Raw genomic sequence first — 21,107 nt, forward strand, 5'->3', positions numbered from 1 at the left:
CGATCAGGCGGGCGCGGCGCGACGATCAATGCGGATGCCGCTCGGTCGCGTAGGGATTGGCCTCGCCGCTGCCGGGTGGGCGCAGCGTGTAGCGCTTGTAGGTCCACTGATACTGCGCCGGGTCGCGCCGGGCGATCTGTTCGATGCCGGCATTGAGTGCGCTGGCGGCACGCACCGGGTCGGGGTCGGCCACTGCCGGGTCGGCCGGTTGCACGTGCAGGGCAAACTGCAGGTCCCCGCCAGCGCGTTCGCACCAGCCGTACAGCACGGTGGCGCCGGTGCGCTCGGCCAGCCGGTTGACCAGGGTCATGGTCAAGGCCGGGATGCCGAAGAACGGCGCAAACACGCCATCGCCCATCTTCGGCTGCTGGTCGGGCAGGATGCCGACCGCGCCGCCGTCCTTGAGCACCTTGAACAACTGCCGCACCGCCGGGCCTTCGGCACGCACCTGGCGCACGTTGTCGCCGCCGCGCGCCAGCTGCAGAAACCCATCGACCGCCTCCGACTCGGGCGGCCGGTACACGATGGCGATCGGCCCGCGCTCGGACAGCCACTGGTTGAGCAGTTCCCAGTTGCCGAAGTGCGGCGCCGCCACGATCACGCCACGTCCGGAGGCCAGCGCCGCGTCGTAGAGCTCCTGCCCATTGCGTTGCAGGCGCGCCAGGTTGTCGGCCGGCGGGCGGGTCCAGGTGCGCAGCACTTCCAGGGTCTGGCGCGCGGTCGATTGCAGGATTTGCGCGTGCAGCTGCGCGCGCTGCGCGGCGGGTAACTCCGGGTAGGCCAGTTCCAGGTTGCGGCGGGCCACGCGGGCTTCGCGCGCGTTGAGCTTGCGCCAGCTCCAGGCCAGCGCATCGGCCACGCGTTTGAGCAGCGGCCACGGCAGGCGGCCCACGGTGGCGGCGGTGGCATAGAGCAGTCGGGCGCGGACATCAGGTTTCATCCACGCAATTCTAAACAGCGCAGCCGGCGAAGGCCCGCGCGTGACAGTGCGGACAGCGCTGGGCATGCTGCGCGGCACAGTTTGCTGGGCGAGAAAGCCGATGCTTGCATTGATTCAACGCGTTACCCGGGCCTCGGTCAGTGTCGAGGGCCAGGTCGTCGGGCAAATCGGCCCCGGGTTGCTGGCGCTGGTCGGCGTGGAGCCCGGCGACAGCGACGCGCAGATCCGGCGCCTTGCCGAGCGCCTGCTGAGCTACCGGGTGTTCGGCGACGATGCCGGCAAGATGAATCGCTCGCTCACCGACACTGCCGGCGGTCTGTTGCTGGTCAGCCAGTTCACCCTGGCCGCCGACACCAGTTCCGGTAACCGGCCGGGCTTCAGCACTGCGGCACCGCCGTTGGAGGCTGAACGGGCGTTCAATCAATTGGTGGCGATCTGCCGCGAAAATCACCACGCCGGGGTGGAAACCGGGCGCTTCGGTGCCCATATGGTTGTCGACCTGGTCAATGACGGCCCGGTGACCTTCCTTCTCAGACCCTAGTCAGCGCAGTTCTACCAGCGGTCCTGTCTTGATTCCGGCAGACCGGGCTTCACGCTGGTATAATGCTAGGTTCTCTTTCCAATCTCAAAGCCGGTGGCGCGAGCACTCATGGCCAACGAACGTCCTGCCCAGCAATCCGACATCAAGCTACTGATCAGCAAGGGCCTGGAACAGGGCTATCTGACCTACGCCGAAGTCAATGACCATCTGCCCGACGACCTCGTCGACCCGGAGCAGATCGAAGACATCATCAGCATGATCAACGGCATGGGCATTGATGTCCATGAAGTTGCCCCCGATGCCGAAACCCTGCTGCTCAACGATGGCAACACCGGCAACCGCGAGGTTGACGACACTGCCGCCGAAGAAGCCGCCGCAGCGCTGACCGCGCTCGATACCGAAGGTGGCCGTACCACCGACCCGGTGCGCATGTACATGCGCGAAATGGGCACGGTCGAGCTGCTGACCCGCGAAGGCGAAATCGCCATCGCCAAGCGCATCGAAGAAGGCCTGAGCCAGGTCCAGGCAGCACTGGGCGTGTTCCCGCTGTCGACCGAAATGCTGCTCGCCGATTACGAAGCGCACAAGGAAGGCAAGAAGCGTCTGGCCGAGATCGTGGTCGGCTTCAACGACCTGATCGAAGAAGCCGATGCCGCCGCTGCCGCGTTGGCCGCCGCCGGCCCGGTTGCCGTCTCAGAAGACGATGCTGCCGACGACGACGACGCCGAAGATGGCGACGACGACGCTGCCGAAGAAGAGGCCGGCCCGACCGGTCCGGACCCGGTCGAAGTCGCCACGCGCATGGAGAACCTGGCCAACGAATACGCCAAGTTCAAGAAGATCTATGCCAAGAACGGCGCCGAGCACAAGCTGGTGGTCAAGGCGCGCGAAGACATGGCCGCCATCTTCACCACGCTCAAGCTGCCGCTGCCGCTGACCGACGCGCTGGTCACCCAGCTGCGTGGCGTGGTCAACGGCATCAAGGATCACGAGCGCAAGGTGCTGCACCTGGCGACCACTGTGGCACGCATGCCGCGCAAGGACTTCATCCGCTCCTGGGAAGGCAACCAGACCAACCTGGAATGGGTGGAAGACGCACTTAAGCGCAAGCAGAAGTGGTCGTCCGCGCTGCGCGACGTCAAGGACCAGATCGTGTCCGAGCAGCAGGGCTCGATCGAGATGGAAAAGGCCAACTACCTGACCCTTGGCGAGATCAAGGAGATCAGCCGTGCGATGGCCTATGGCGAAGCCAAGGCGCGCAAGGCCAAGAAGGAAATGGTCGAGGCCAACCTGCGTCTGGTCATCTCCATCGCCAAGAAGTACACCAACCGCGGCCTGCAGTTCCTGGATCTGATCCAGGAAGGCAACATCGGCTTGATGAAGGCCGTGGACAAGTTCGAATACCGTCGCGGTTACAAGTTCTCCACGTATGCGACGTGGTGGATCCGTCAGGCCATCACCCGTTCGATCGCCGATCAGGCGCGCACCATCCGTATTCCGGTGCACATGATCGAAACGATCAACAAGTTGAACCGCATTTCCCGTCAGATGCTCCAGCAGTTCGGCCGCGAGGCCACGCCGGAGGAGCTGGCCAAGGAAATGGACATGCCGGAAGACAAGATCCGCAAGGTGATGAAAATTGCCAAGGAGCCGATCTCGATGGAAACCCCGATCGGCGACGACGAGGATTCGCATCTGGGCGACTTCATCGAGGACACCAATGTGGAGTCCCCGATCGACAACACCACCAACATCAATCTCTCCGAGACGGTGCGGGACGTGTTGGCCGGCCTGACCCCGCGCGAAGCCAAGGTGCTGCGGATGCGCTTCGGTATCGACATGAACACCGATCACACGCTGGAAGAAGTCGGCAAGCAGTTCGACGTCACCCGCGAGCGGATCCGGCAGATAGAAGCCAAGGCGCTGCGCAAGCTGCGTCATCCCAGCCGCTCGGAACAGTTGCGCTCGTTCCTGGACATCGACTGACCTTAGTCGTTGCTGGATAGTCGTCGCACAACAGCCCCGCACATGCGGGGCTGTTGCGTTTCAAGCACCTGCCCGGTGATGCTAGTCGGGCAGCAGCGGCGCAGATTCGGACGGCGTGGCTTCACGCCTTTGCGACGAAGCCGCACCGCAACGCACTATTAAGTGGATGTTTCCTGCAATCTCACGCGAGATTGCAACCGGCGCCTTACCTTCGAGCGCGACAGGAACCTGAGACCGTCCGATGAGCAGACAAAGCCGCTTCGAAACCACCACGTACTGCGAGCATGAAATCCGCGTACGCGTCGAACAGGCTTCGCCCACAGCCAAGTGGACACTGTGGGTCGATGTGTACGCTGACGGCGGCGGCACTCGCCTCCCGCGCATCAACGACGGGACCCAGACCTGGGACACCTACCAGGACGCCATCGCGCAGGGGTTTCGCGCAGGTCGCCAGTTGATCGATAAGCAACGTCAGATAGTGGATGCTTGATGGTGTGGGTTGCAGGCATCTATCTACCAAGCGTCCAGCAGACACCAGACACCAGACACCAGACACCAGACACCTGCAGAGTCGCAGCAAGCGGGCGCAGATACGAACCCGCAGAGAAGACGGTGCCGCAGCAGACAAGCTCGCGGACAGACAGGTAAACTTGCTCGACTCCTGAGGGCCCGACGCATGGCATGCGGCATCAGCGAGCGCTGTGCAGCAGGGCCTATAGCTCAACGGTTAGAGCAGAGGACTCATAATCCTTTGGTTCCAGGTTCGAATCCTGGTGGGCCCACCAAAAAACAGTCCATGAATCGCTCCGGCTTTCCTACGACACCTTGCAGCCGTAACTCACGGTAGCAATAGGGGTGTCTATGAGCAGCAAGCGATACACCGAAGCGTTCAAGGTCGAGGTGGTCACGCAGGTCACCGACCGTGGCCACTCAGTGGCCGATGTGGCCAGCCGGCTCGGCATCTCAATCCACAGCCTATATGGTTGGCGGAAGCACTAGGCCTACCCATCGTCCACGCATTCGGCGGCAATCGAACAGACCTCGGAGTTGCGGCGGGTCACCGACGAGCGAGACACACTAAAAAGGCCGCAGCGCACTTTGCCAAGCTGGCCGTATTAAATACGCGTTTATGCTCGATCATGAGCGGGACTTTCGCCTTCGGAATATGTGCGGGGCGTTCGGCCTACACCCCGGCGGATACGACGCATGGCGGAGCGCGCCGATGTCGCAACGTGACAAGAATGACGCGCGCGTTCTCGGTCTGATCAAGCCGTCCTTGCTGGAAAGCGGATGTGTGTATGGTGACCGCAAGATCAACTGTGACCTTCGCGATATAGCTGAGTCGTGCGGCAAGCATCGGACAGCGCGACTGATGCGACATGAAGGCTTGCGTGCCCAGGTCGACTATGGCCGCCGGCCCGGTGTTCGTGGCGAGAAACTGGCCGCCGTGGCCAGCAATCAACTGGCGCGTCAGTTCGATCCTGGCGTGGCTAATCAAGCATGGGTCACCGACATCACCTACAGTCGAACGCACGAAGGCTGGCTGTACCTGGCCGTGGTGCTGGATCTTTTCTCAAGGACGATTGTGGGCTGGGCGATGCAATCGACCATGCATACCAACCTGGTGCTCCACGCATTGATCATGGCCGTATGGCGACGTCAGCCGCCTGCAGGACTGCTGGTCCACTCCGACCAAGGCACACAGTTTACCAGGCACGACTGGCAGGACTTTTTGAAGGCACACGGCTTGGTCAGCAGCATGATCCGTCGCGGTAATTGCCACGACAACGCAGTTGCTGAAAGCTTCTTCCAGCTCCTGAAACGTGAGCGCACCAAGCGACGGGTCTATGTGATACGCGAGGAAGCCAAGTCCGATGTCTTCAACTACATCGAGATGTTTTACAACACACGGCGACAGCACGGGCATAACGACGGGCTGTCGCCGGTAGAGTTTGAAAAGCAGCAATCATCATGAGGCTGCGGAGTGTCTACAGAAGTCGGGGCGATTCAGTGCGCTGCTGGCACTTGAGCGCAACAAACCAAATTTGAAGCGCTTACGGGGCTTGCTCCGCGATGGCCGCTATGTCGGCGATCGCTTTACAAGGAGTGCGCGAGATATTGGGGGAGAAGTGCAGATCGCAAAGCAAAGCGAACTGCACACCTTCCGACCATTCGAATGCGATGACGCTCAATTCTCATCCGAAGAGTGCCATCTCTTTTTCGTACCTGCGGGTCCCCGCTTTACACGCCGTGACGAGCGTCTTTTATGGTTTGCTGTCGTAATTGTTGTCTTCGTAAATGGAGAAGCCGCCCCTGATTTCCTTTGCCTTCAATGGCGTACTCGAGAGCATCAAGTCGAGCGCTTTGCGGGGAGTCAGCTTACCTTTCACGATGAAAGTCGGAAGTTCTTTCACATCCGTGTTTGCGACTTCGTCAGCATCGATCGATACTGGGCAACGTGTCAGTTCTGTGAACCGAGCAACTGCCTTGCCTAGGGGCATAGATGGGATGTTCACTCGGATCGCTTTATTTTGACAATTGTAAAAGCTTGGTTCCTGCGCAAGCACGGTCTGGGAACTTATTGCCAATGCTAACAGCGCAACTATCAGATAGATTTTTTTCAACTTATTATCCAAGCGTCATCATAGGATTTATCATTTAACTACAAATCCAGGCTGACATCCGCGATACGCAAGTAAGATTCAGCCTATGGACAGGGGGGGGTGGAGAAATATATTATAATTAGGTATTATCTATTTATAATATAAGTCGGCCCCTGGCAACCTGTGCGACCTATCAAAGCCCGTTCAAATTCTTCCGAGCAGCAAAGCCAAGTGGATCATCTGCAAGCTGGCATTGAGCTTGCGCTCGCAGTTTTTCATAGCTTTGGGTTTTTCTCCATAATCCTTTGGTTCCAGGTTCGAATTCTGGTGGGCCTAACGATGCAAGTCGTTTCTTGGTGTAGTGCGAATCGGAATGGAGTGGCAGTTCAAGCAGTTAGCTGATCCCACTCTGTTCACAAGATTTTCTCCTGTCAGCGCAAGTCCCAAACCTCGTTAACGCTGCTTTTGTAGGTGCTGAAAAATTGCAATTGATCTGCTGATCAGCTCAACCATCCGCTTGAGCGGGCAACTGATACACCGCTGCTGCTGCATGTGCCAACCCGACGCCGTGCGCTAGCAGCGCTTCGTAAAGCCGCATGACCAGCGCGCTACGCACGGCTCCTGCGTCGTCGTACTCGTGTGTCCAGGCGCGGACGACAAACTCCATTGCAACGTTTCCGATGTTGTCGAACAACGCCAACGGTGCTGGCGATTTGGATACACCGTCGGTGGTGCGCGCGACCTCGGTCAATAGTGCTTCCACCTCTGCAGGGACGCTGCCATACGCGACGTTGACGCGAATTTCCAGCCGGCGGCTGCGGTCCAGGAGTGTCCAGTTGACCAATTGTTGTGAGATCAATTGGCCGTTGGGCACCATGACGCTGGCGCCATCGAATGTGGACAGTCGCGTGGCGCGCATGCCGATGTCGCGTACCCGGCCCTTGGTTCCTCCGACTTCCACCACGTCACCGGGTTGAAATGGTCGCTCGAAAATCAGCACGAGTCCCGAGACAAAATTGTTCACGACGTTTTGCAGGCCAAGACCGACGCCGACACCGAGTGCGCCAAGCACGAATGTCAGTTGGCTCGCCTTGAAACCGGCTGCAGAAAATGCGCCAAGCAGCCCGAGTATCAACACCGCGTAGTAGCTCAGCGACGCAACGCTGTTGGCAACGCCGTGCGGTAACGACATGCGCGATAACACCTCGCCGTCCAGCACCAGGCGCACCGTCTTGGCCAGCCAGAACGCGAGGATAACCGTGAGTACGAACAGCAGAACATGGCCAAGACTCAGTCGCAGGTCACCTAATGCCCAGCTGTGACCGAGCAAGGCCGAAAGCGAGTCATGCACGGGCACCAATACGCGGAAGCGATCGAGCGTATAGGCAATCCAGCCAATGACGGCTGCAGCGACAAGCAGTCTGAGTAACATCTGTACTGCGGGGCCTGCATGTTGCCGCGCCAGTTTGAAGCGTGAGACACCGGGCCGCTTCAGCAATAGCTGCACCCAGGTTGCCAATACCGTCATGCCTGCAGCAAGAAGCAAGGCGAAATACAGGCTATCGATGACCCCACCAGTGAGTGTTTCAGCCAGCGAAACATTGCCGACAGCATTGGCCAGTAGGGAACATCCCAGCAGTATCGCCGCCCCATGCACGGTGAGGCGTAGCGCCTGTCCGATGTGTCCCGCAGTGGCGTGGTGAGCGTTGTGATGTGCGCGCCAGAGCAGCAAGGCAGCTGCGGCGAGCCCAAGCAACGTCAACCCGAGGATGTAGAGCCGGTAAATTACCGCACTGGAAAGAAACACAAAGCCTAGTCGCAATAACAGGAATAGCGCTGTCGCCACGTAGGGTGAGATACCCAGTAAACGTCGTTGTGAGCCGGGCAACAGGCGCATGACAGGAATCACCGCGACAACTAATGCGAGTTGGTGGGTAAGCATCGGAGCGTCGGGCTGAAAAGCAAACACACCGATGACCAACAGCAGCAACCAGCAAGACATGGGGCGCGCCAACACCGTTGCTTCCGCCTGACTTATCTGGCCATTTGCGATCGGAGCGCGGCTGCGCCACGCGAGCCATAGCAATAGCGGCAGTGAGCTGACCAACAGCGTTTGCAATGCACGCCTGCCCATCATCGTGTCGCCGTTGACATACTCACCGGCAAACCGTGATTCGATCTCCAAACCGTTGCTGATCGCGGCGCTGTTTTGGGTCAACGGCAAGATGCTGGCGTATGCCAGCTGCCAAAGAGGCAAACTATCAATGCGCAACAACCGCGCGTCATACGCCTTAATTGCCTCGTTGACCCCGCGTTGCGAACTCTCGATGCGAGCATCGACCGCGTTGCCCCGTTGCCCGAGTGCGATCAGCCTAGCGAGCGGGTCTGAAAGACCGCTCTCAGCTTGCACCAGATCGGCGATGACCTCGTCTACCCGCTGATGCAGCGCCGCTGGAAGTTCCTGCCCGATGGTTGCGGTCCATGCATCCCTACGCGCGGCCAATCCTGCGGCTTCGTTGGCGCGCTGGGTGGTGGCCACTGCCAAGTCTGCTCGCCATTGCGCGAGCTGTCTGGCCTGGAAGCGCCAGTGACGCGATAGGCTTTCGAGGCGTGGAATGGGGAGCATCCGCATCTCCGCGATGCTAAGTCTCCAAAACGGATCCTCGACCGCCGCTTCGATCGTCGCCAGTCGACGAGCGAACGATTCGGCCGGCGCACCGGAATCGACATTCGCTACGCGCGCACGCTCGGCCAGGCGCTGGTCCAGATCCGCCAGCGTCGGAATATCGGCGACATCGATTGCGGTAGGCCTTGTGGCGGGCTCTGCCGGCGTCGCGGTCAACGCCTGTGTCGTCGCAGAAACTGCACCGAAATTTGATGGGTGCGCATTCGCCGAAAGCGTCGAAAAAACGCAAGCGAACAACATGCATGCGACGCGTAGGGAAAAGACCATGACAGTTCCGCAAGACGGCTGGTAGATGCCGGATGCTAGCAGCACAATCATGCGCGTGATGGGAAATGAGCGCGGACTTTTGTAATCAGTAGAAAAAAACAAGAAGGCGATCGCTGGGTTGCTCCGAGTTTCCCGGGTCGTTGAAACCAAGCAGCGCGCTTGTTCGCCACGCATGCAGCTCTGTGGCTTACATGCGCGCACTTTTATGGAAGAGTTCGCTGAGCATGCGAGCATTGGATAGTTTAAATTGGCTGAAGAAAATGTCATGCAGATGAGTCTGCTGCTGTTTTCTCTTGCTCTGACCTTGCTAACAGTGGACTCTCTTTGATGGATCGTTATCGCGTTTTGCTCAACGGAACACTGGTCTGGGCATCGCGACGAAGAAAGTGTTCCAGGTCGTTGGCTAACAGACAGACCGTCTGACACCTGTTAGCTGAATTGCATGCTTCATGTCCGGCTCTATCTATTGAGAAAGTAAGGATCGTCAGGAGATGCGTGCTGTTCTGCCCGGCAGGGAAATCACGCGCTTCTTGATCGGCGCACCCGTAAAAAAAGATTCGTCCACACTCCATGACAACCACACGCGAGGCAAACGTGATGATGAACCCATCGGTTAGAAAAATCGGCGTATTGGCGACATCAGTCATGATGCTCCTGCTCGTGATGTCGCCCCCTGCATCGGCAGATATGGCAGCACGTACGGACTTCGACCTGATTTGCTCAGGAAACGGAGAGCACCTGGCGAGCCACAATACTTATGGTTACGAGTGGGATCGGAACAAGCACAAATACGTGCAAAACGATGGCGTTCAGTACGATCGCGAGCAGATGCAGGCGACGTTTCAGGTCGAAATCCATAATGGAACAGGTCGGATCAGGCCACCTAAAAGCATGGCGCCCCCTATCTCAAGAAGCGACGATGGTGGGTGGTGGAAGTTGCAAGATCTAAGCATCACGCCGGACCGCATCCAAGCTGCGTTCAAGTTCAATGGCATGAATGTGCCAAAGATTTCGATCGATAGGCACAGTGGGTTCATGACGATGAAGGGCTCGGAAACCTTTGAGGGGACCTGCACTGCGGTGGAGCCAGAGCGTAACCGCTTCTGAGGTGTGGACCGAACTTTCAGTCTGCGCGAAGCACAAGCTGCTGTGTGCAGTTACGTGACAGGCACGACAACGCGGTACCGGCAGTATGAACGTCTCTGACTATGCCGCCGCTTGGGCGCATGCTTGCGAGGGCGCAGCGTTATACCGGCAGCCACTCATTTGCACGCACGATCACGCCGTGCCGGCGCAGTACAGGCTTAAGCGATGCCTGTATTGCGCCGCCGGCTCAGCCGGGTAGTCACTGCACTAGCCGTCATCGTTAGCCGAGCAGATCCTTCAACCACTGTTCGACGCTGCGCGGCGTGCTGCCGAGCAATTGCTGGGCGCTGGTGGCGGGGTTGATGGTATTGGCAGGAGTTTGCCAAAGGGCCTGGTAGAACCCGGCGACGGCCATCGCAGCGGGGCCGAGCAGGGGCTGCAATTGCTCGCCGAATGCTTCGGGTTGCACGGGTTGAAAGTGCACATCGCGCTTGAAGTGCTTGGCCATTGCTGCGGCGAGGTCTGCGCCCAGCAGGCCTGGTAGCTGGCCGACGCCGACCACACCGGTGATGGCTGGCTGATCGAACAGCAGCGCAGCAACGTCGGCGATGTCCAGGTGCGAGCTCCAGGACACCGGAAAATCTTCCCGGATCGGGTAACCGAGGACGCCGTTGGCGTGCACGCCGCCGATGACCATGGGCAGCAGCAGGTTTTCCAGATACAGGCGTGGGGCGATGACGGCGCTGGAGACGCCGCTGCGCTGCACGCCATCGATCAGGAGGGCGATGGCCGAGTCGGGGGCTGCCTGCAATGCGTTGTCCGGTTCGTCGACGATGCTGCCGCTGGTGGAGATCAGCACGCGCGCGGGCTTTGCGGCGTCGATGGCCTGGACGATATTGGTGGCGTAGGCCACGCGCACGTCCTCGGGCGCCTGAGGCAGGTGTATGAAGACGCCCTGCGCGCCGCGATAGGCATCGGTCAATGATTGGACGGAGCCATTATCGATCTGCATCGAGGGGCGGGTGACCGCGTCGGCGTTGCGCACTGCGGCCACGGCCTGCTTGCCGGCCTGCAACAGCACATTGAGCAGCGGGGCGCCTTGTGCGCCGGTGGCACCATGGATGATGTAAGTCATTGGCATACTCCTGTGGACGTGAGAGGGAAGCTGTGGCGCAGGAGCATGGACGGCGTACTTCGGTTACTTCAACTGCACTAATGGCGCGCTGCTGAATGCAAGTCGGCGTGGAGAACGAGATGACATCCAGGCAAAGGGTCGAGGTTGGTGTGGTGCTGTATGCCAATGCGCAGCAGGCGGCCGTGCTTGGCCTTACCGATCTGTTTGCGGTGGCTAACCGGCTTGCAGGCGCGAGCGGTGCAGTCGAGGGCGCATTGATCCAGGTCACGCATTGGCAGCAGGCAACGCCCAGCATTGCGCCGTCGCGTGTAGTTGAGAGCGATACACACGTTGGTGCGCGCCTGTGTGCGTTGATCCTGCCGCCAAGTCTGGGCGATGCGCCGGATGATGAGCGCAATGGCAGCCTGATTGGCTGGCTGCGCGCGCAACATGCCCAAGGTGTCATGCTGTGCTCGGTGTGTGCGGGTGCGTTCTTGCTGGCCGGCACCGGCGTGATGGACGGACGTCGCATGACCACGCACTGGCTGCATGCAGACGCGCTGCAGCAGCGCTTTCCGGCGGTCCGGGTCGATTCGGACGAAATGCTCATCGACGAGGGCGATGTCATGTCCGCCGGTGGCGTGATGTCGTGGACAGATCTGGGTCTGCGGCTGGTGGATCGCCTGCTGGGGCCGGTAGTCATGCTGGAAACCGCACGCGTGCTGCTGGTCGACCCGCCGGGCCGGCAGCAGCGCTATTACAGTGTGTTTTCGCCACGTTTGACGCATGGCGACGCGGCCATCCTGCGGGTGCAGCACTGGCTGCAGGAGACCGGTGCGCAAGATGTGGCGCTGACCCGTCTGGCCACACAGGCGGGGCTGGAGGCACGCACGTTCTTGCGCCGGTTCCAGAAGGCGACCGGCATGACCAGCACGGAGTATTGCCAGCGGCTGCGGATCGGCCGGGCGCGTGCCTTGCTGGAAGCAAATGCCATGACCATCGATGCGATTGCGTGGGACGTCGGTTACCAGGATGCGGCGGCATTCCGTAAGGTGTTCAAACGCATTCTTGGACTGTCGCCCAGCGACTATCGGCAGCGATTTGCGGGTGCAAGCAGTGCCAGGGCGACCTGAGCTTACCGGCCGTCTGCTTCTTCGACGCGCGTCTCCGGCACGTCGAGCGGCGGTGGGATGTCGCTAACGGCCCGGTGATGTCGGCGGTGCCACTCGTCGTGATCACCGTGCAGGCGCATGCTGATGCATGGTATTCAACGCGAGAAACACCATGACCAAGGCCGTCATCGTCATCGATCTGCAGAACGATTATTTCCCCGGTGGGAAGCTGCCACTGACCGGCATCGAAGCGGCCGCAGCAAATGCGTTGTCAGTGATCGTCAATGCGCGTGACACTGGCGTTCCGGTGTTGCACGTGCGTCACGAGGCGGCTGTGGGTGCCCCGTTTCTTGTGGCCGGTTCGCAGGGCGCGCAGACCCATGACACAGTTGCGCCACAGGATGGCGAAGTGGTCATCGTCAAGCAGCACGTCAACGCCTTTCGCGAGACGCAGCTTGCGCAGCAGCTACAGCAACACGGTGTGACGGACGTGGTGATTGTCGGTGCAATGAGCCACATGTGCGTGGATGCCTGCGTACGCGCCGCCGCCGACATGGGCTATACGGTGACAGTGCTGCACGATGCCTGCGCCACGATGGACCTGGACTTCGATGGCACCAAGGTGCCTGCGGCCCACGTGCACGCGACGATGATGGCGGCGTTTCAGTTTGGCTATGCGGCGGTGCGATCCACGCAGGAGCATCTGCAGGGTCAGTGAGACAACGGCGCGCGCGTGGCGCTCGGTGCTGATGATGCAGACCGATTGCCGCGCGGGATACGCCTGGCCCGGATGCGGTGCGCAGTGCATGCAGTGCGCTCCGCCGCGCGAACCCAGGTGTCCGGCTGCGACGAAGGGTCGCAGGTGGCGTGCGGTTTTTTCATTACACTTCGCGGGTGCGCCTCCGTCCCTCGCCCTTGTTCAGCATGATGCAGCGTCTGGCTTGCCTGGCGCTGCTATTGCTGTTGGTCGCGCCCTTGGTCAGCCGCACGCTCCAGAACGCCTCCGGCGTTCTGGACGGGCCGCTTTGCCACAGTCAGCCCTGGCCAGCTGGCGAGGCGGCCGATGCCGTCGGTGGCACTGCACATGCCGCGCAGTTGGCAGCAGACGCCCAGGCCGGGACAGCCAAGCGGTGGCCGAGCGCCGAACACGATCTGCATCACACCGATGGCGGCCATGCGTTTGCCTGCGATTACTGCCTGCTCGCCGCGCGGCTGCTGCCCTGGCTGCTGCTGGCGTGCGTGCTGTTTGCGCTCCGTCGGGGCCGGCGTGCGGTTGAGCGTCTTGCCGCTGAGGCTCCATCAGCCGCACGCTGGTTGGCACATGCGCCACGCGGCCCACCGCTGTTTGCCTGAAACATCGGATGGAGAGCCGCACCCGTCAGCGGGTGTGATGTTGGATGTTCTGGAGCGTGTAGATGACCTACTTTGCTTTGCCGCCCCGCGCGGCGGCGACGCCTTGCCTTGCTCTTTTGACGCTGGTGCCGACACTGGCGTTGATTACACCTGCCCAGTTGCGCCGGCTGACTGCAGGCGAGCCACAACAGCCGAGTCGGATTGCTTCGAGCGATGGCGTACCGAACGCGGAGCACTGCGACCAGGCAGTTGGCGTACAACCGCAGGAGCGCCGGTGAATGACACGGCGGACGAATGTGTGCAGCAAGGGCTGCGATTGCTGCCGCTTCGCAATCAATGGCGCGCGATAGAACGGCATGCGCAAGGCCGCTCTTAATGGATGGGAATCAGGATGCAAGCAATGCGATCTGTGTGGAAGCGACGACTGTCGTACGTGATGCTGGGGTGTCTGGTCTGCGTATTGGCCGGATGTGGGCAATGGGGCGGTGGGTCCGCTCCCAATGGCGCAGACCTCAGCGCGATGGCGCGCGGAATGGATTTTTACCTTTACGACACCGAAGGTACGCCACGGCCATTGCGCAGTTTTCGTGGCAAGGCGTTGGTGTTGTTCTTCGGCTTCACCCATTGCCCGGATGTGTGCCCGACGACGCTGGCGCGTGCGGCGCAGGTCAAGCGCAAGCTTGGTGCGGATGCGGCGAAGGTGCAATTCGCGTTCGCCACGCTGGACCAGCAACGCGATAAGCCAAACGTGCTCAGGACCTACGTGAAGGCATTCGATCCGGACTTTATCGGCTTGACCGGTAGCGAGGGCGACATCCGGGTGGCGGCAGGCAATCTGAAAGTGAGTTATGCAAAAGTGCCGATGGGGCCGACATACACCATCGATCACTCCACCCGCAGTTTTCTTTTTGATCGCGACGGACAGCTGCGCGTGGGTCTGGCCCACGAGCAGACGGTGGACTCGGTTGTGCACGATATCCGGCAAGTGCTCTAACTGACGTACGAGCGACCTGCCGGCTTCCCGAATTTCAATGTCGATGACCGCGATGCAATGCGCTGTGGCGTACGCACGGCTCGACCCAAGGAGAACGAAATGAAATTGCATCTGTTGATGGTGAGTGCATTGTCTGCTTTGTCGATGGTGGCCTGCGAGCGCGCACCTGCGCCCGAAGCCAGCCCGGCGCCGGCTGCCGTGGCACCTGCGTCGACCGTAGCGCCGGCTGCAGCGCCTGTGGTGGTGGCGAGCGGCGCGTGGTCGCGCGCCACGCCGCCGGGCGCGCCGGTGGCGGGCGGCTATCTCACCTTGCGGAATCAGTCGGCAACACCGGATCGCTTGGTGGCGGTGGAATCGCCGGCCAGTGCACAGGTGGAAATCCATGAGATGACGATGGATGCGGGTGTGATGAAGATGCGCCATCTAGAACAGGGGCTGGTCTTGCCGCCAGGCAAAGACGTGGTGCTGGGTAGCGGCGGCACGCATCTAATGTTCATTGCACCGCACGCGCCATTCGAACAAGGCAAGCCGGTGGTGGCTACGCTGGTGTTCGAGCATGCGCCACGCGTCGAGGTGCACTTCGACGTTCGTCCCATCGGCGCATCGGCACCCAATGCCGAATCGCATGACCAGCATATGCACTAGACAGCGTCGTTGGGAATCGATGTGCCAGCACGGCGACGTGCTGGCAGCCAGGGGTCGTTCACTGCCAGGATCAGCCAGCCGATGGAAAGGTCAACAACTCCATGTTGTGGTGTCGCGCGTTTTTTCCGGTTGCTGGAGGGGCCATGGGCGTCGTTGATCGTGCGCGAGCTGCTTGCGGGGCCGCGCCGGTTCACCGAACTCAGGCAGCTATTGCAGGGCATCAGTGCACATACATTGACCAGTCACCTGCGGCGCTTTGAGGCCTCCGGTCTGGTGGCGCGCACCGCGTACGCGCAGACGCCGCCGCGCGTGGTGTACGAACTTACGCCATTGGGTGAAGGGCTGCATGGCGTCTTCGATGCACTGCGAAAATGGGGCGAATCGCTGCCAGCAGACACTGTTGCGGTGACGCAACCGGAGGATGACGTGGCAATGAGCATGCGGGAGATTGCAGCGGTCTGCCCGCTTGCCAGACCTTGAGCAAGCGTTTGGCACAAGCGCCACGGCATGGTCTGCAGATGCGGGCGGTGTCGTCGGGCGATTCCAACGGTTGATGCGTGCGCAGCTGCAAAACTAAAGCAGTGAGCAACGTAGCGCGTCGATCGATACCTGCAAACAGCATGTGGCTGGAACACAGCCACATGCTGCGCGACAGGTTGTCTAGAAGCGATGGTTCACGGTGAACTCCATGCGTCGATCCGGGCCGTATAGCCACTGCGTTTCGGTGTAGTACGCGGTGGTGAAGTACGCCTTGTCGAACAGGTTATAGATGCGTGCCGTCAGTGCCGTGTCCTGACGCACCTGCCAGCGTAGCGATACATCGGTGGTGGTGTAGCCGGGCAGTGCCAGCGCGTTGGCGGTATCGGCATAGCGCGTGCCCACATAACGCAGGCCCGCGGCGGCTGTCCAATCGGGCTGAAAGTTCCAGCTGAGCCATGCATTGGCGAGCCGTGCGGCGACATTGGGCGGGACGTTGCCTGCCCGCGAGATGGCAACTGCAGGGGCACCGGTGGCCTCGGTGAAGTCGTCGTAGCGGGCGCGTAATACGGTTGCGTTGAGATCCAGTTGCCAGCCGTTGCGCGTGGCGAGCGAGAGCGATGCTTCGATGCCGCGCGTGCTTTGCGCACCGACCTGCACCCGCAGATCGGGGTCGACGGGGTCGCGGGTGAGCAAGTCGGATTTGCGGATGTGATACGCGGCCAGCGTCCATTCGCCGCGTCCTTGCGCAAATGCCTGTTTCAGGCCCACCTCGGTTTGCCGGCCTTGCGACATCCCAAACCGGCTGTTGGCCGGGCTGAGCATCAGCAAGCCACCGACCGGGTCTGCGGCGCGCGCGTATTGCGCGTACAGCGCCAAGCCGGGCTGCAGATCGTAGACTGTGCCGATACGCCAGCCAACGTTGGAAAACGTGGTGCTGAAGGCCTGCGTACCGACGACAAGGTTCTGCCGATCGAGCGTGGAGTGGTCATAGCGCATCCCGCCGAGCACCGACCAGGCCGGGCTCAGTGCGAGCCGGTTTTCCAGGAATACTGCGTACTGCCGGGCACTGTTGCGATACCGCGGAATGGTGGGAATGTCGCTGCTGAAACGCCCGGGCACCGGTGCGTACGGGTCCACCGGACCGGCGCTGCCGACATAGGTGTTGTTGGTGTGCTGAAAGCGGCTGTCATTCGCATCGACACCGAACGAAAACATGTTGTCGAACCCTCCCACGCGTCCTCGCACGACGCTATTGGCGGTAAGCCCGGTCTGTTGTTGGTCGTGACCGATGGCCGTGTTGTCGGAGCGGTCGATCAGCCGCGTGGCGGTGTCGTAAAGATAGGCTTCGGCGTTGCGCCAATCGCGCTGACTGTCGATGTGGTACAGGCGCATGCTGAGAGTGAGTGCGGAGGTGGGCGTCCACACCGTGTCCAGCTGGGTCCACTGGTCGCGGAAGCGGATGACGCCATCGCCGATGTTGTAATTCTTGTGGCGCAGCGCCGGTAGCTGGCGTCCATCCACCAGTGGCGTTCCGAAGTAGCGCATCGGCGTCTGATAGCCGTAGGCGTAACGCAGGGTGGTGTGCAAGGTGGGGGCGATCTGCCAGCGCAGTGCGCCGGAAAAAGTGGCATCTGCGGCGCGGCCACGGTCTACCCAACCGCCGGTGGCATTGCCGCTGACATCCATGCGGTAGGACAGTGCATCGGTCAGGCCGCCGCCGCTGCCGAAGGCCAGGCGTGCGGTGTCCTGGGTCCCGAGAGTGGCCTGGATGTCGTTTTGAATGGCACCGGCGCTCGGCATTTTCGGGATGATGTTGACGACGCCGCCAATGGCGCCATCGCCATAGATCACCGAGGCCGGCCCACGCAGGACTTCGATGCGTTCGATGGACCAGGTGTCGAATGGAAAAGTGACGCCCACGCCGCCGTATTGGCGCAGGCCGTCATACAGGCGCATGACCGATGCGCTGTCGGTAAAGCCGCGGGTGGAGAGCGCGCTCAGCCCGTTGCCTGGATGCGCCATGGCACTGATGGCGCCGGCGCGGGTAATGGCGTCGGTGACGTTGCTGTCGCCGCGTGCATCGAGTTGATCGCGGGTGATGACATCAAGGCTGGCCGGTGTCTGGAACGGGCTCAGTCCCAGCGACGTGCCGGTCGATGCAGGTGTGTCGCGTACGGCTTGGTCCTGGCTGACGAAGATGGTGGACAGCGTGTTGGGCGTCTCCTGTGCGATTGCAGAGAATGCAGTGCAGAGCAGTGGCGCGGCCATGGCGCTGCGCAGCGCCATGGAAAGGCGCTGCGGGTGGGGCAAGTCGGTGTGCATGGACAGATCCAGGCAAGCGGCTCCCGTGACGGGTGCCGGTATCGAATAAGAAACAGGTACGCGAGTGCTGCCGCCTGTGCTGGAGCCCGTGTGCAAGACAAGGCAGCCAGGCACCACGATGGTGTGTTCGGACGCGCGGGGCAGCGACACATGGACGGCGACGAGTGCCGCCGATGCCATCCCTGTCGGTTGGACGTTTAAGCGCTGGCCGGCGGCCCGCGTGGAGCGTGCGCGTAGCGGAATCGCCCGGTAACGATCGGCAGCGTATCGGGCGAGGCGAACACCGGCGGAGCGGGCGCAGCAAGCGGCAACCATGCGGCAAGCAGCACCGGCAGCATGCGCGCCGCCAATGCGCAGTAATCGCATGCATCGTGTTGCTGGGTGTGGTCGCTGCCGATTGGCGCGCCGCCCCATGCGTGTCCAGTGGGTGTCGCCGCTTCGGCAATCGCCGCAACTGCTGTCTCGCCGTGGTGGCAAAGCTCGCTGACGATGGGAGGTGCGACGGCAGCCGCCTGCACCAAGCGTGAGACAACCGGTGCCACGGCCATCAGCATGGCAGCCATGATGGCCAACCAGGCAAATGTGCGTAGAGGTGTCCGCCGCTGTCTCACTACTGCGGATTCTATGTCAGCTGTGCGCACGCGATGCGGCAAGGCGATGCGTCGGCGGCATTTTGCGTGTTGATGAGGGTCCTGCTTTGCGCAGTGGTCGCCCGTGCTTGCCGCGCGGAGTATCTGTTCGGTTTTGTGGTGGGCATGACCTTCGTGTTCGGCGCGATGTTGCCATGCATCGTGTTCGTGGTGATTGCAACACTCTCTGCCGTTGCGCATTTCATGCTGTGGCCGGCGCTGCTGTGGGGCGTCGGCAAGGTGCGCGTGCGCCAGCCCCAGGTCTGATCCTGCGTCGGCATGCAGGGCTCTACGGGTGAGCGCCCGCAGGCCACCACCGATGCGTACCGAACCCTGCCGCACGGGCTGCTCAACCCATCGCGTGGCTTGTCGTCAAATATACGGTTCGTATACGATATGTATATTCAAAGCCGGGAGCCACCATGGGCATCGTCAATATCGATGACGACCTGCACGATCAACTGCGGCGCGCCTGTACCGTCACCTGTCGGTCGATCAATGCGCAGGCCACTTTCTGGATCAAGGTCGGCATGTTGTGCGAGATGCATCCGGAATCCTCGTTCCAGGACATCGTGGCGCAGGAGCTGCGCGCGGCGGGAGTGCGGCCGCAAACCTTGAAGCCGCATGCGGCAAAACCAGGGCGTGCATGATCAAGTCGCCGGATGAGATCGCACTGATGGCGATCTCCGGGCAGCTGCTTGCGCAGGTGTTTCATGCGCTGGATCGGCTGCCGCTGGAAGGGCGCAGCACGTTGGAGCTCAATGCCTTTGTCGAGCGCATGATTGTGGATGCGCTCGACGCACGGCCTGCAAGCAAGGGGCAGTACGGGTTCGAATTCGTGCTCAACGCGTCGATCGACGATGTGGTTTGCCACGGTGTGCCGTCGGCCGACGATGTGCTGCGCAGCGGGCAGATCGTCAATCTGGATATCACGCTGGAAAAGAATGGCTTTATTGCGGATTCCAGCACCACGTATCTGGTGGGCGAGGTTGCCTACCCGGCGCGGCGGCTGGTGCAGACCGCCTATCAGGCGATGTGGAAAGGCATCGCTGCGGTACGGCCCGGTGCGCGCCTGGGCGATATCGGGCAGGCCATTGCGCGGCATGCGCGCGATCACGGCTATAGCGTGGTCAAGGAATATTGCGGGCATGGCATCGGGCGCGAAATGCACGAAGAACCGCAGATCCTGCATCACGGCCACGCAGGCACCGGTTTGACGCTGCAGGAAGGCATGGTGTTCACCATCGAGCCGATGATCAATCAGGGCCGCGCAGCGATCCGTTCGCAGCCTGACCAGTGGCCGGTGTACACCCGCGATGGCAAGTTGTCGGCGCAGTTCGAGCACACGGTGGCGGTGACGCGCACCGGCGTGCGTGTGCTCACGCTACGGCCCGACGAAAAGCCGCTGTGCCCGGTGGAGTGATGCACCGCAAAGCGCGGCGCGCGGCGGCTGTCATTCTGGCGATGCGCGCCTGGACCCGTCGGGGAAGCGTGGGATGAGCAGAGTGGTGTTGGTCTGCAGCAGCGTCTGTACGGTTGTTTCCACACCGATAAACCGTCTGCGTTGCAGCAGATAAACCACCATGAGCAGCGCCAAGAACATCAGCGTTACGCCTGGCTTGATGATGACTGCGGGAACCAGAATCCCAGCCACGATATACGCCATGGTCCAGTTGCAGTAGCCGGTGATAGTGATCTCGCGGTGCCTGCGGTCGATCGCGATGTGCCCGCGCATGATCGGTGGGTACATCGGGCCGATGATCACCAGAAACGTCTCGCGAAACGCGTAGACATGCTCGGACAACGGATGGAATCTGAGTTCCGGCCAGCGCGACTGATCGAGCGCATGTTCCACCTGTGCCAATGAAAAACAGTCCAGTGCCTGACGGCTTGCCGGAATCCGGCGCCGGAACACCGGCAATCCCCATCCGAAGTACATGCGGTTCCAGCTGATCGACAGAACGCCTTCGATCGCGATCACTACCAGCAGCAGGTTGAACATCGAGGCTCCTTATCGTGTATCGGCTACTGCTGCGGGGTATGGCGAGGGACTGCAGTCACTCGGTGCCACCGCCGACTGTAGCAACCCCGCATGTGGCACAGGCCATCGCGCATCCAGCGCGCAGCATTCAGGGGCGCTGTGGCTGCCAGATTGCGTCAGGTCAGCGAAGCTGATGCACACTAAGGGCGGCAAAAAGGTAGCGAGTCGTCGTCAGCTGGGTGTGGACGGCGCACGCAGAACCGCAGTGTACGAGTGGTACATACCGATTCCGAGCAATCACCACACCCGCTCGGCGGTTGCGCAGTCGGTTTGTTAACCACTTTAATTTTCACGGTTGAGGTCGCTAC

General features: G+C 61.3%; 21 protein-coding genes, 1 tRNA gene, 1 other RNA gene and 1 pseudogene. 16 read left to right on the plus strand and 8 right to left on the minus strand.

The window, feature by feature from the left end:
• Positions 1-25: 25 nt before the first annotated feature.
• A complete protein-coding gene (locus ABQU90_RS14720) occupies positions 26-1,042 on the minus strand; it encodes a lauroyl acyltransferase (protein WP_323522627.1) in 1,017 nt (338 codons plus the stop codon).
• On the opposite strand from ABQU90_RS14720, the gene dtd reads away from it, so the two are divergent.
• From dtd to ABQU90_RS14745, 5 genes and pseudogenes are all read left to right on the plus strand, one after another.
• The gene (gene dtd, locus ABQU90_RS14725) at positions 1,041-1,481 is read left to right on the plus strand and encodes a D-aminoacyl-tRNA deacylase (RefSeq protein WP_311239047.1); all 441 of its coding nucleotides are present in this window, start codon (positions 1,041-1,043) and stop codon (positions 1,479-1,481) included. The two genes, ABQU90_RS14720 and dtd, sit on opposite strands and share 2 nt — an antisense overlap.
• 108 nt (positions 1,482-1,589) lie before the next feature.
• On the plus strand, positions 1,590-3,467 hold the full coding sequence (gene rpoD / locus ABQU90_RS14730) for an RNA polymerase sigma factor RpoD (RefSeq protein WP_055847682.1): 1,878 nt from the start codon (positions 1,590-1,592) through the stop codon (positions 3,465-3,467).
• Positions 3,468-3,708: 241 nt separating this feature from the next.
• The gene (locus ABQU90_RS14735; protein WP_323522565.1) at positions 3,709-3,957 is read left to right on the plus strand and encodes a DUF6566 family protein; all 249 of its coding nucleotides are present in this window, start codon (positions 3,709-3,711) and stop codon (positions 3,955-3,957) included.
• A gap of 219 nt (positions 3,958-4,176) precedes the next feature.
• Positions 4,177-4,252, plus strand: a tRNA-Ile gene (locus ABQU90_RS14740).
• A 76-nt stretch (positions 4,253-4,328) separates the two neighbouring features.
• Positions 4,329-5,516, plus strand: a pseudogene (locus ABQU90_RS14745) (IS3 family transposase).
• Between the two features lie 215 nt (positions 5,517-5,731).
• Here the strand turns inward: ABQU90_RS14745 and ABQU90_RS14750 are convergent.
• Together ABQU90_RS14750 and ABQU90_RS14755 are read right to left on the minus strand one after the other, a co-directional pair.
• Positions 5,732-6,091, minus strand: coding sequence for a hypothetical protein (locus tag ABQU90_RS14750; protein ID WP_115555138.1), 360 nt, complete (start codon positions 6,089-6,091; stop codon positions 5,732-5,734).
• A gap of 484 nt (positions 6,092-6,575) precedes the next feature.
• Complete coding sequence (locus tag ABQU90_RS14755) at positions 6,576-9,023, minus strand: mechanosensitive ion channel family protein (RefSeq protein ID WP_323522563.1); 2,448 nt, start codon at positions 9,021-9,023, stop codon at positions 6,576-6,578.
• Positions 9,024-9,593: 570 nt separating this feature from the next.
• Here ABQU90_RS14755 and ABQU90_RS14760 point away from each other — a divergent pair.
• Entirely contained in the window at positions 9,594-10,130 is a 537-nt protein-coding gene (locus ABQU90_RS14760) for a hypothetical protein (RefSeq protein ID WP_323522562.1), read from the plus strand.
• Positions 10,131-10,389: 259 nt separating this feature from the next.
• On the opposite strand, the gene ABQU90_RS14765 is transcribed toward ABQU90_RS14760, so the two are convergent.
• Entirely contained in the window at positions 10,390-11,244 is an 855-nt protein-coding gene (locus ABQU90_RS14765; protein WP_323522561.1) for an NmrA family NAD(P)-binding protein, read from the minus strand.
• 119 nt (positions 11,245-11,363) lie between these two features.
• Between ABQU90_RS14765 and ABQU90_RS14770 the strand changes: the two genes are divergently transcribed.
• The 7 genes from ABQU90_RS14770 to ABQU90_RS14800 all read left to right on the plus strand — a co-directional run bounded on the left by ABQU90_RS14770 (position 11,364) and on the right by ABQU90_RS14800 (position 15,807).
• On the plus strand, positions 11,364-12,356 hold the full coding sequence (locus tag ABQU90_RS14770; RefSeq protein WP_323522560.1) for a GlxA family transcriptional regulator: 993 nt from the start codon (positions 11,364-11,366) through the stop codon (positions 12,354-12,356).
• Between the two features lie 151 nt (positions 12,357-12,507).
• Entirely contained in the window at positions 12,508-13,053 is a 546-nt protein-coding gene (locus ABQU90_RS14775; protein WP_323522559.1) for a cysteine hydrolase family protein, read from the plus strand.
• 209 nt (positions 13,054-13,262) lie between these two features.
• Positions 13,263-13,688 carry a DUF2946 family protein gene (locus ABQU90_RS14780; RefSeq protein WP_349780881.1) on the plus strand — a complete coding sequence of 142 codons (426 nt, stop codon included), beginning with the start codon at positions 13,263-13,265 and terminating at the stop codon, positions 13,686-13,688.
• 62 nt (positions 13,689-13,750) lie between these two features.
• Positions 13,751-13,966 carry a hypothetical protein gene (locus ABQU90_RS14785; RefSeq protein ID WP_323522557.1) on the plus strand — a complete coding sequence of 72 codons (216 nt, stop codon included), beginning with the start codon at positions 13,751-13,753 and terminating at the stop codon, positions 13,964-13,966.
• Between the two features lie 254 nt (positions 13,967-14,220).
• Complete coding sequence (locus ABQU90_RS14790) at positions 14,221-14,682, plus strand: SCO family protein (protein WP_323522556.1); 462 nt, start codon at positions 14,221-14,223, stop codon at positions 14,680-14,682.
• A gap of 99 nt (positions 14,683-14,781) precedes the next feature.
• Positions 14,782-15,327 carry a copper chaperone PCu(A)C gene (locus tag ABQU90_RS14795; RefSeq protein WP_323522555.1) on the plus strand — a complete coding sequence of 182 codons (546 nt, stop codon included), beginning with the start codon at positions 14,782-14,784 and terminating at the stop codon, positions 15,325-15,327.
• Between the two features lie 81 nt (positions 15,328-15,408).
• Positions 15,409-15,807, plus strand: coding sequence for a winged helix-turn-helix transcriptional regulator (locus ABQU90_RS14800; RefSeq protein WP_349780882.1), 399 nt, complete (start codon positions 15,409-15,411; stop codon positions 15,805-15,807).
• A 180-nt stretch (positions 15,808-15,987) separates the two neighbouring features.
• Here ABQU90_RS14800 and ABQU90_RS14805 read toward each other — a convergent pair whose 3' ends face one another.
• Complete coding sequence (locus ABQU90_RS14805) at positions 15,988-18,135, minus strand: TonB-dependent receptor (RefSeq protein WP_323522626.1); 2,148 nt, start codon at positions 18,133-18,135, stop codon at positions 15,988-15,990.
• A gap of 191 nt (positions 18,136-18,326) precedes the next feature.
• Positions 18,327-18,770 carry a DUF2946 family protein gene (locus ABQU90_RS14810; RefSeq protein WP_349783478.1) on the minus strand — a complete coding sequence of 148 codons (444 nt, stop codon included), beginning with the start codon at positions 18,768-18,770 and terminating at the stop codon, positions 18,327-18,329.
• Positions 18,771-18,812: 42 nt separating this feature from the next.
• On the opposite strand from ABQU90_RS14810, the gene ABQU90_RS14815 reads away from it, so the two are divergent.
• The 3 genes from ABQU90_RS14815 (at position 18,813) to map (ending at position 20,181) form a co-directional block, all read left to right on the plus strand.
• A complete protein-coding gene (locus ABQU90_RS14815) occupies positions 18,813-19,025 on the plus strand; it encodes a hypothetical protein (RefSeq protein ID WP_323522553.1) in 213 nt (70 codons plus the stop codon).
• Positions 19,026-19,180: 155 nt separating this feature from the next.
• Entirely contained in the window at positions 19,181-19,408 is a 228-nt protein-coding gene (locus ABQU90_RS14820) for a ParD-like family protein (RefSeq protein WP_323522552.1), read from the plus strand.
• Positions 19,405-20,181 carry a type I methionyl aminopeptidase gene (map, locus tag ABQU90_RS14825; protein WP_323522551.1) on the plus strand — a complete coding sequence of 259 codons (777 nt, stop codon included), beginning with the start codon at positions 19,405-19,407 and terminating at the stop codon, positions 20,179-20,181. Before ABQU90_RS14820 ends, map begins: the two co-directional genes overlap by 4 nt.
• A 30-nt stretch (positions 20,182-20,211) precedes the next feature.
• Here the strand turns inward: map and ABQU90_RS14830 are convergent, their stop codons facing one another.
• Together ABQU90_RS14830 and ABQU90_RS14835 are read right to left on the minus strand one after the other, a co-directional pair.
• Positions 20,212-20,760 carry a hypothetical protein gene (locus tag ABQU90_RS14830; protein ID WP_323522550.1) on the minus strand — a complete coding sequence of 183 codons (549 nt, stop codon included), beginning with the start codon at positions 20,758-20,760 and terminating at the stop codon, positions 20,212-20,214.
• Between the two features lie 187 nt (positions 20,761-20,947).
• A non-coding RNA gene (locus ABQU90_RS14835) (sX9 sRNA) lies at positions 20,948-21,021 on the minus strand.
• Positions 21,022-21,107 lie beyond the last annotated feature (86 nt).

The organism is Xanthomonas sp. WHRI 10207 (assembly GCF_040202975.1).
In the GTDB taxonomy this organism is placed as follows: Bacteria; Pseudomonadota; Gammaproteobacteria; order Xanthomonadales; family Xanthomonadaceae; genus Xanthomonas.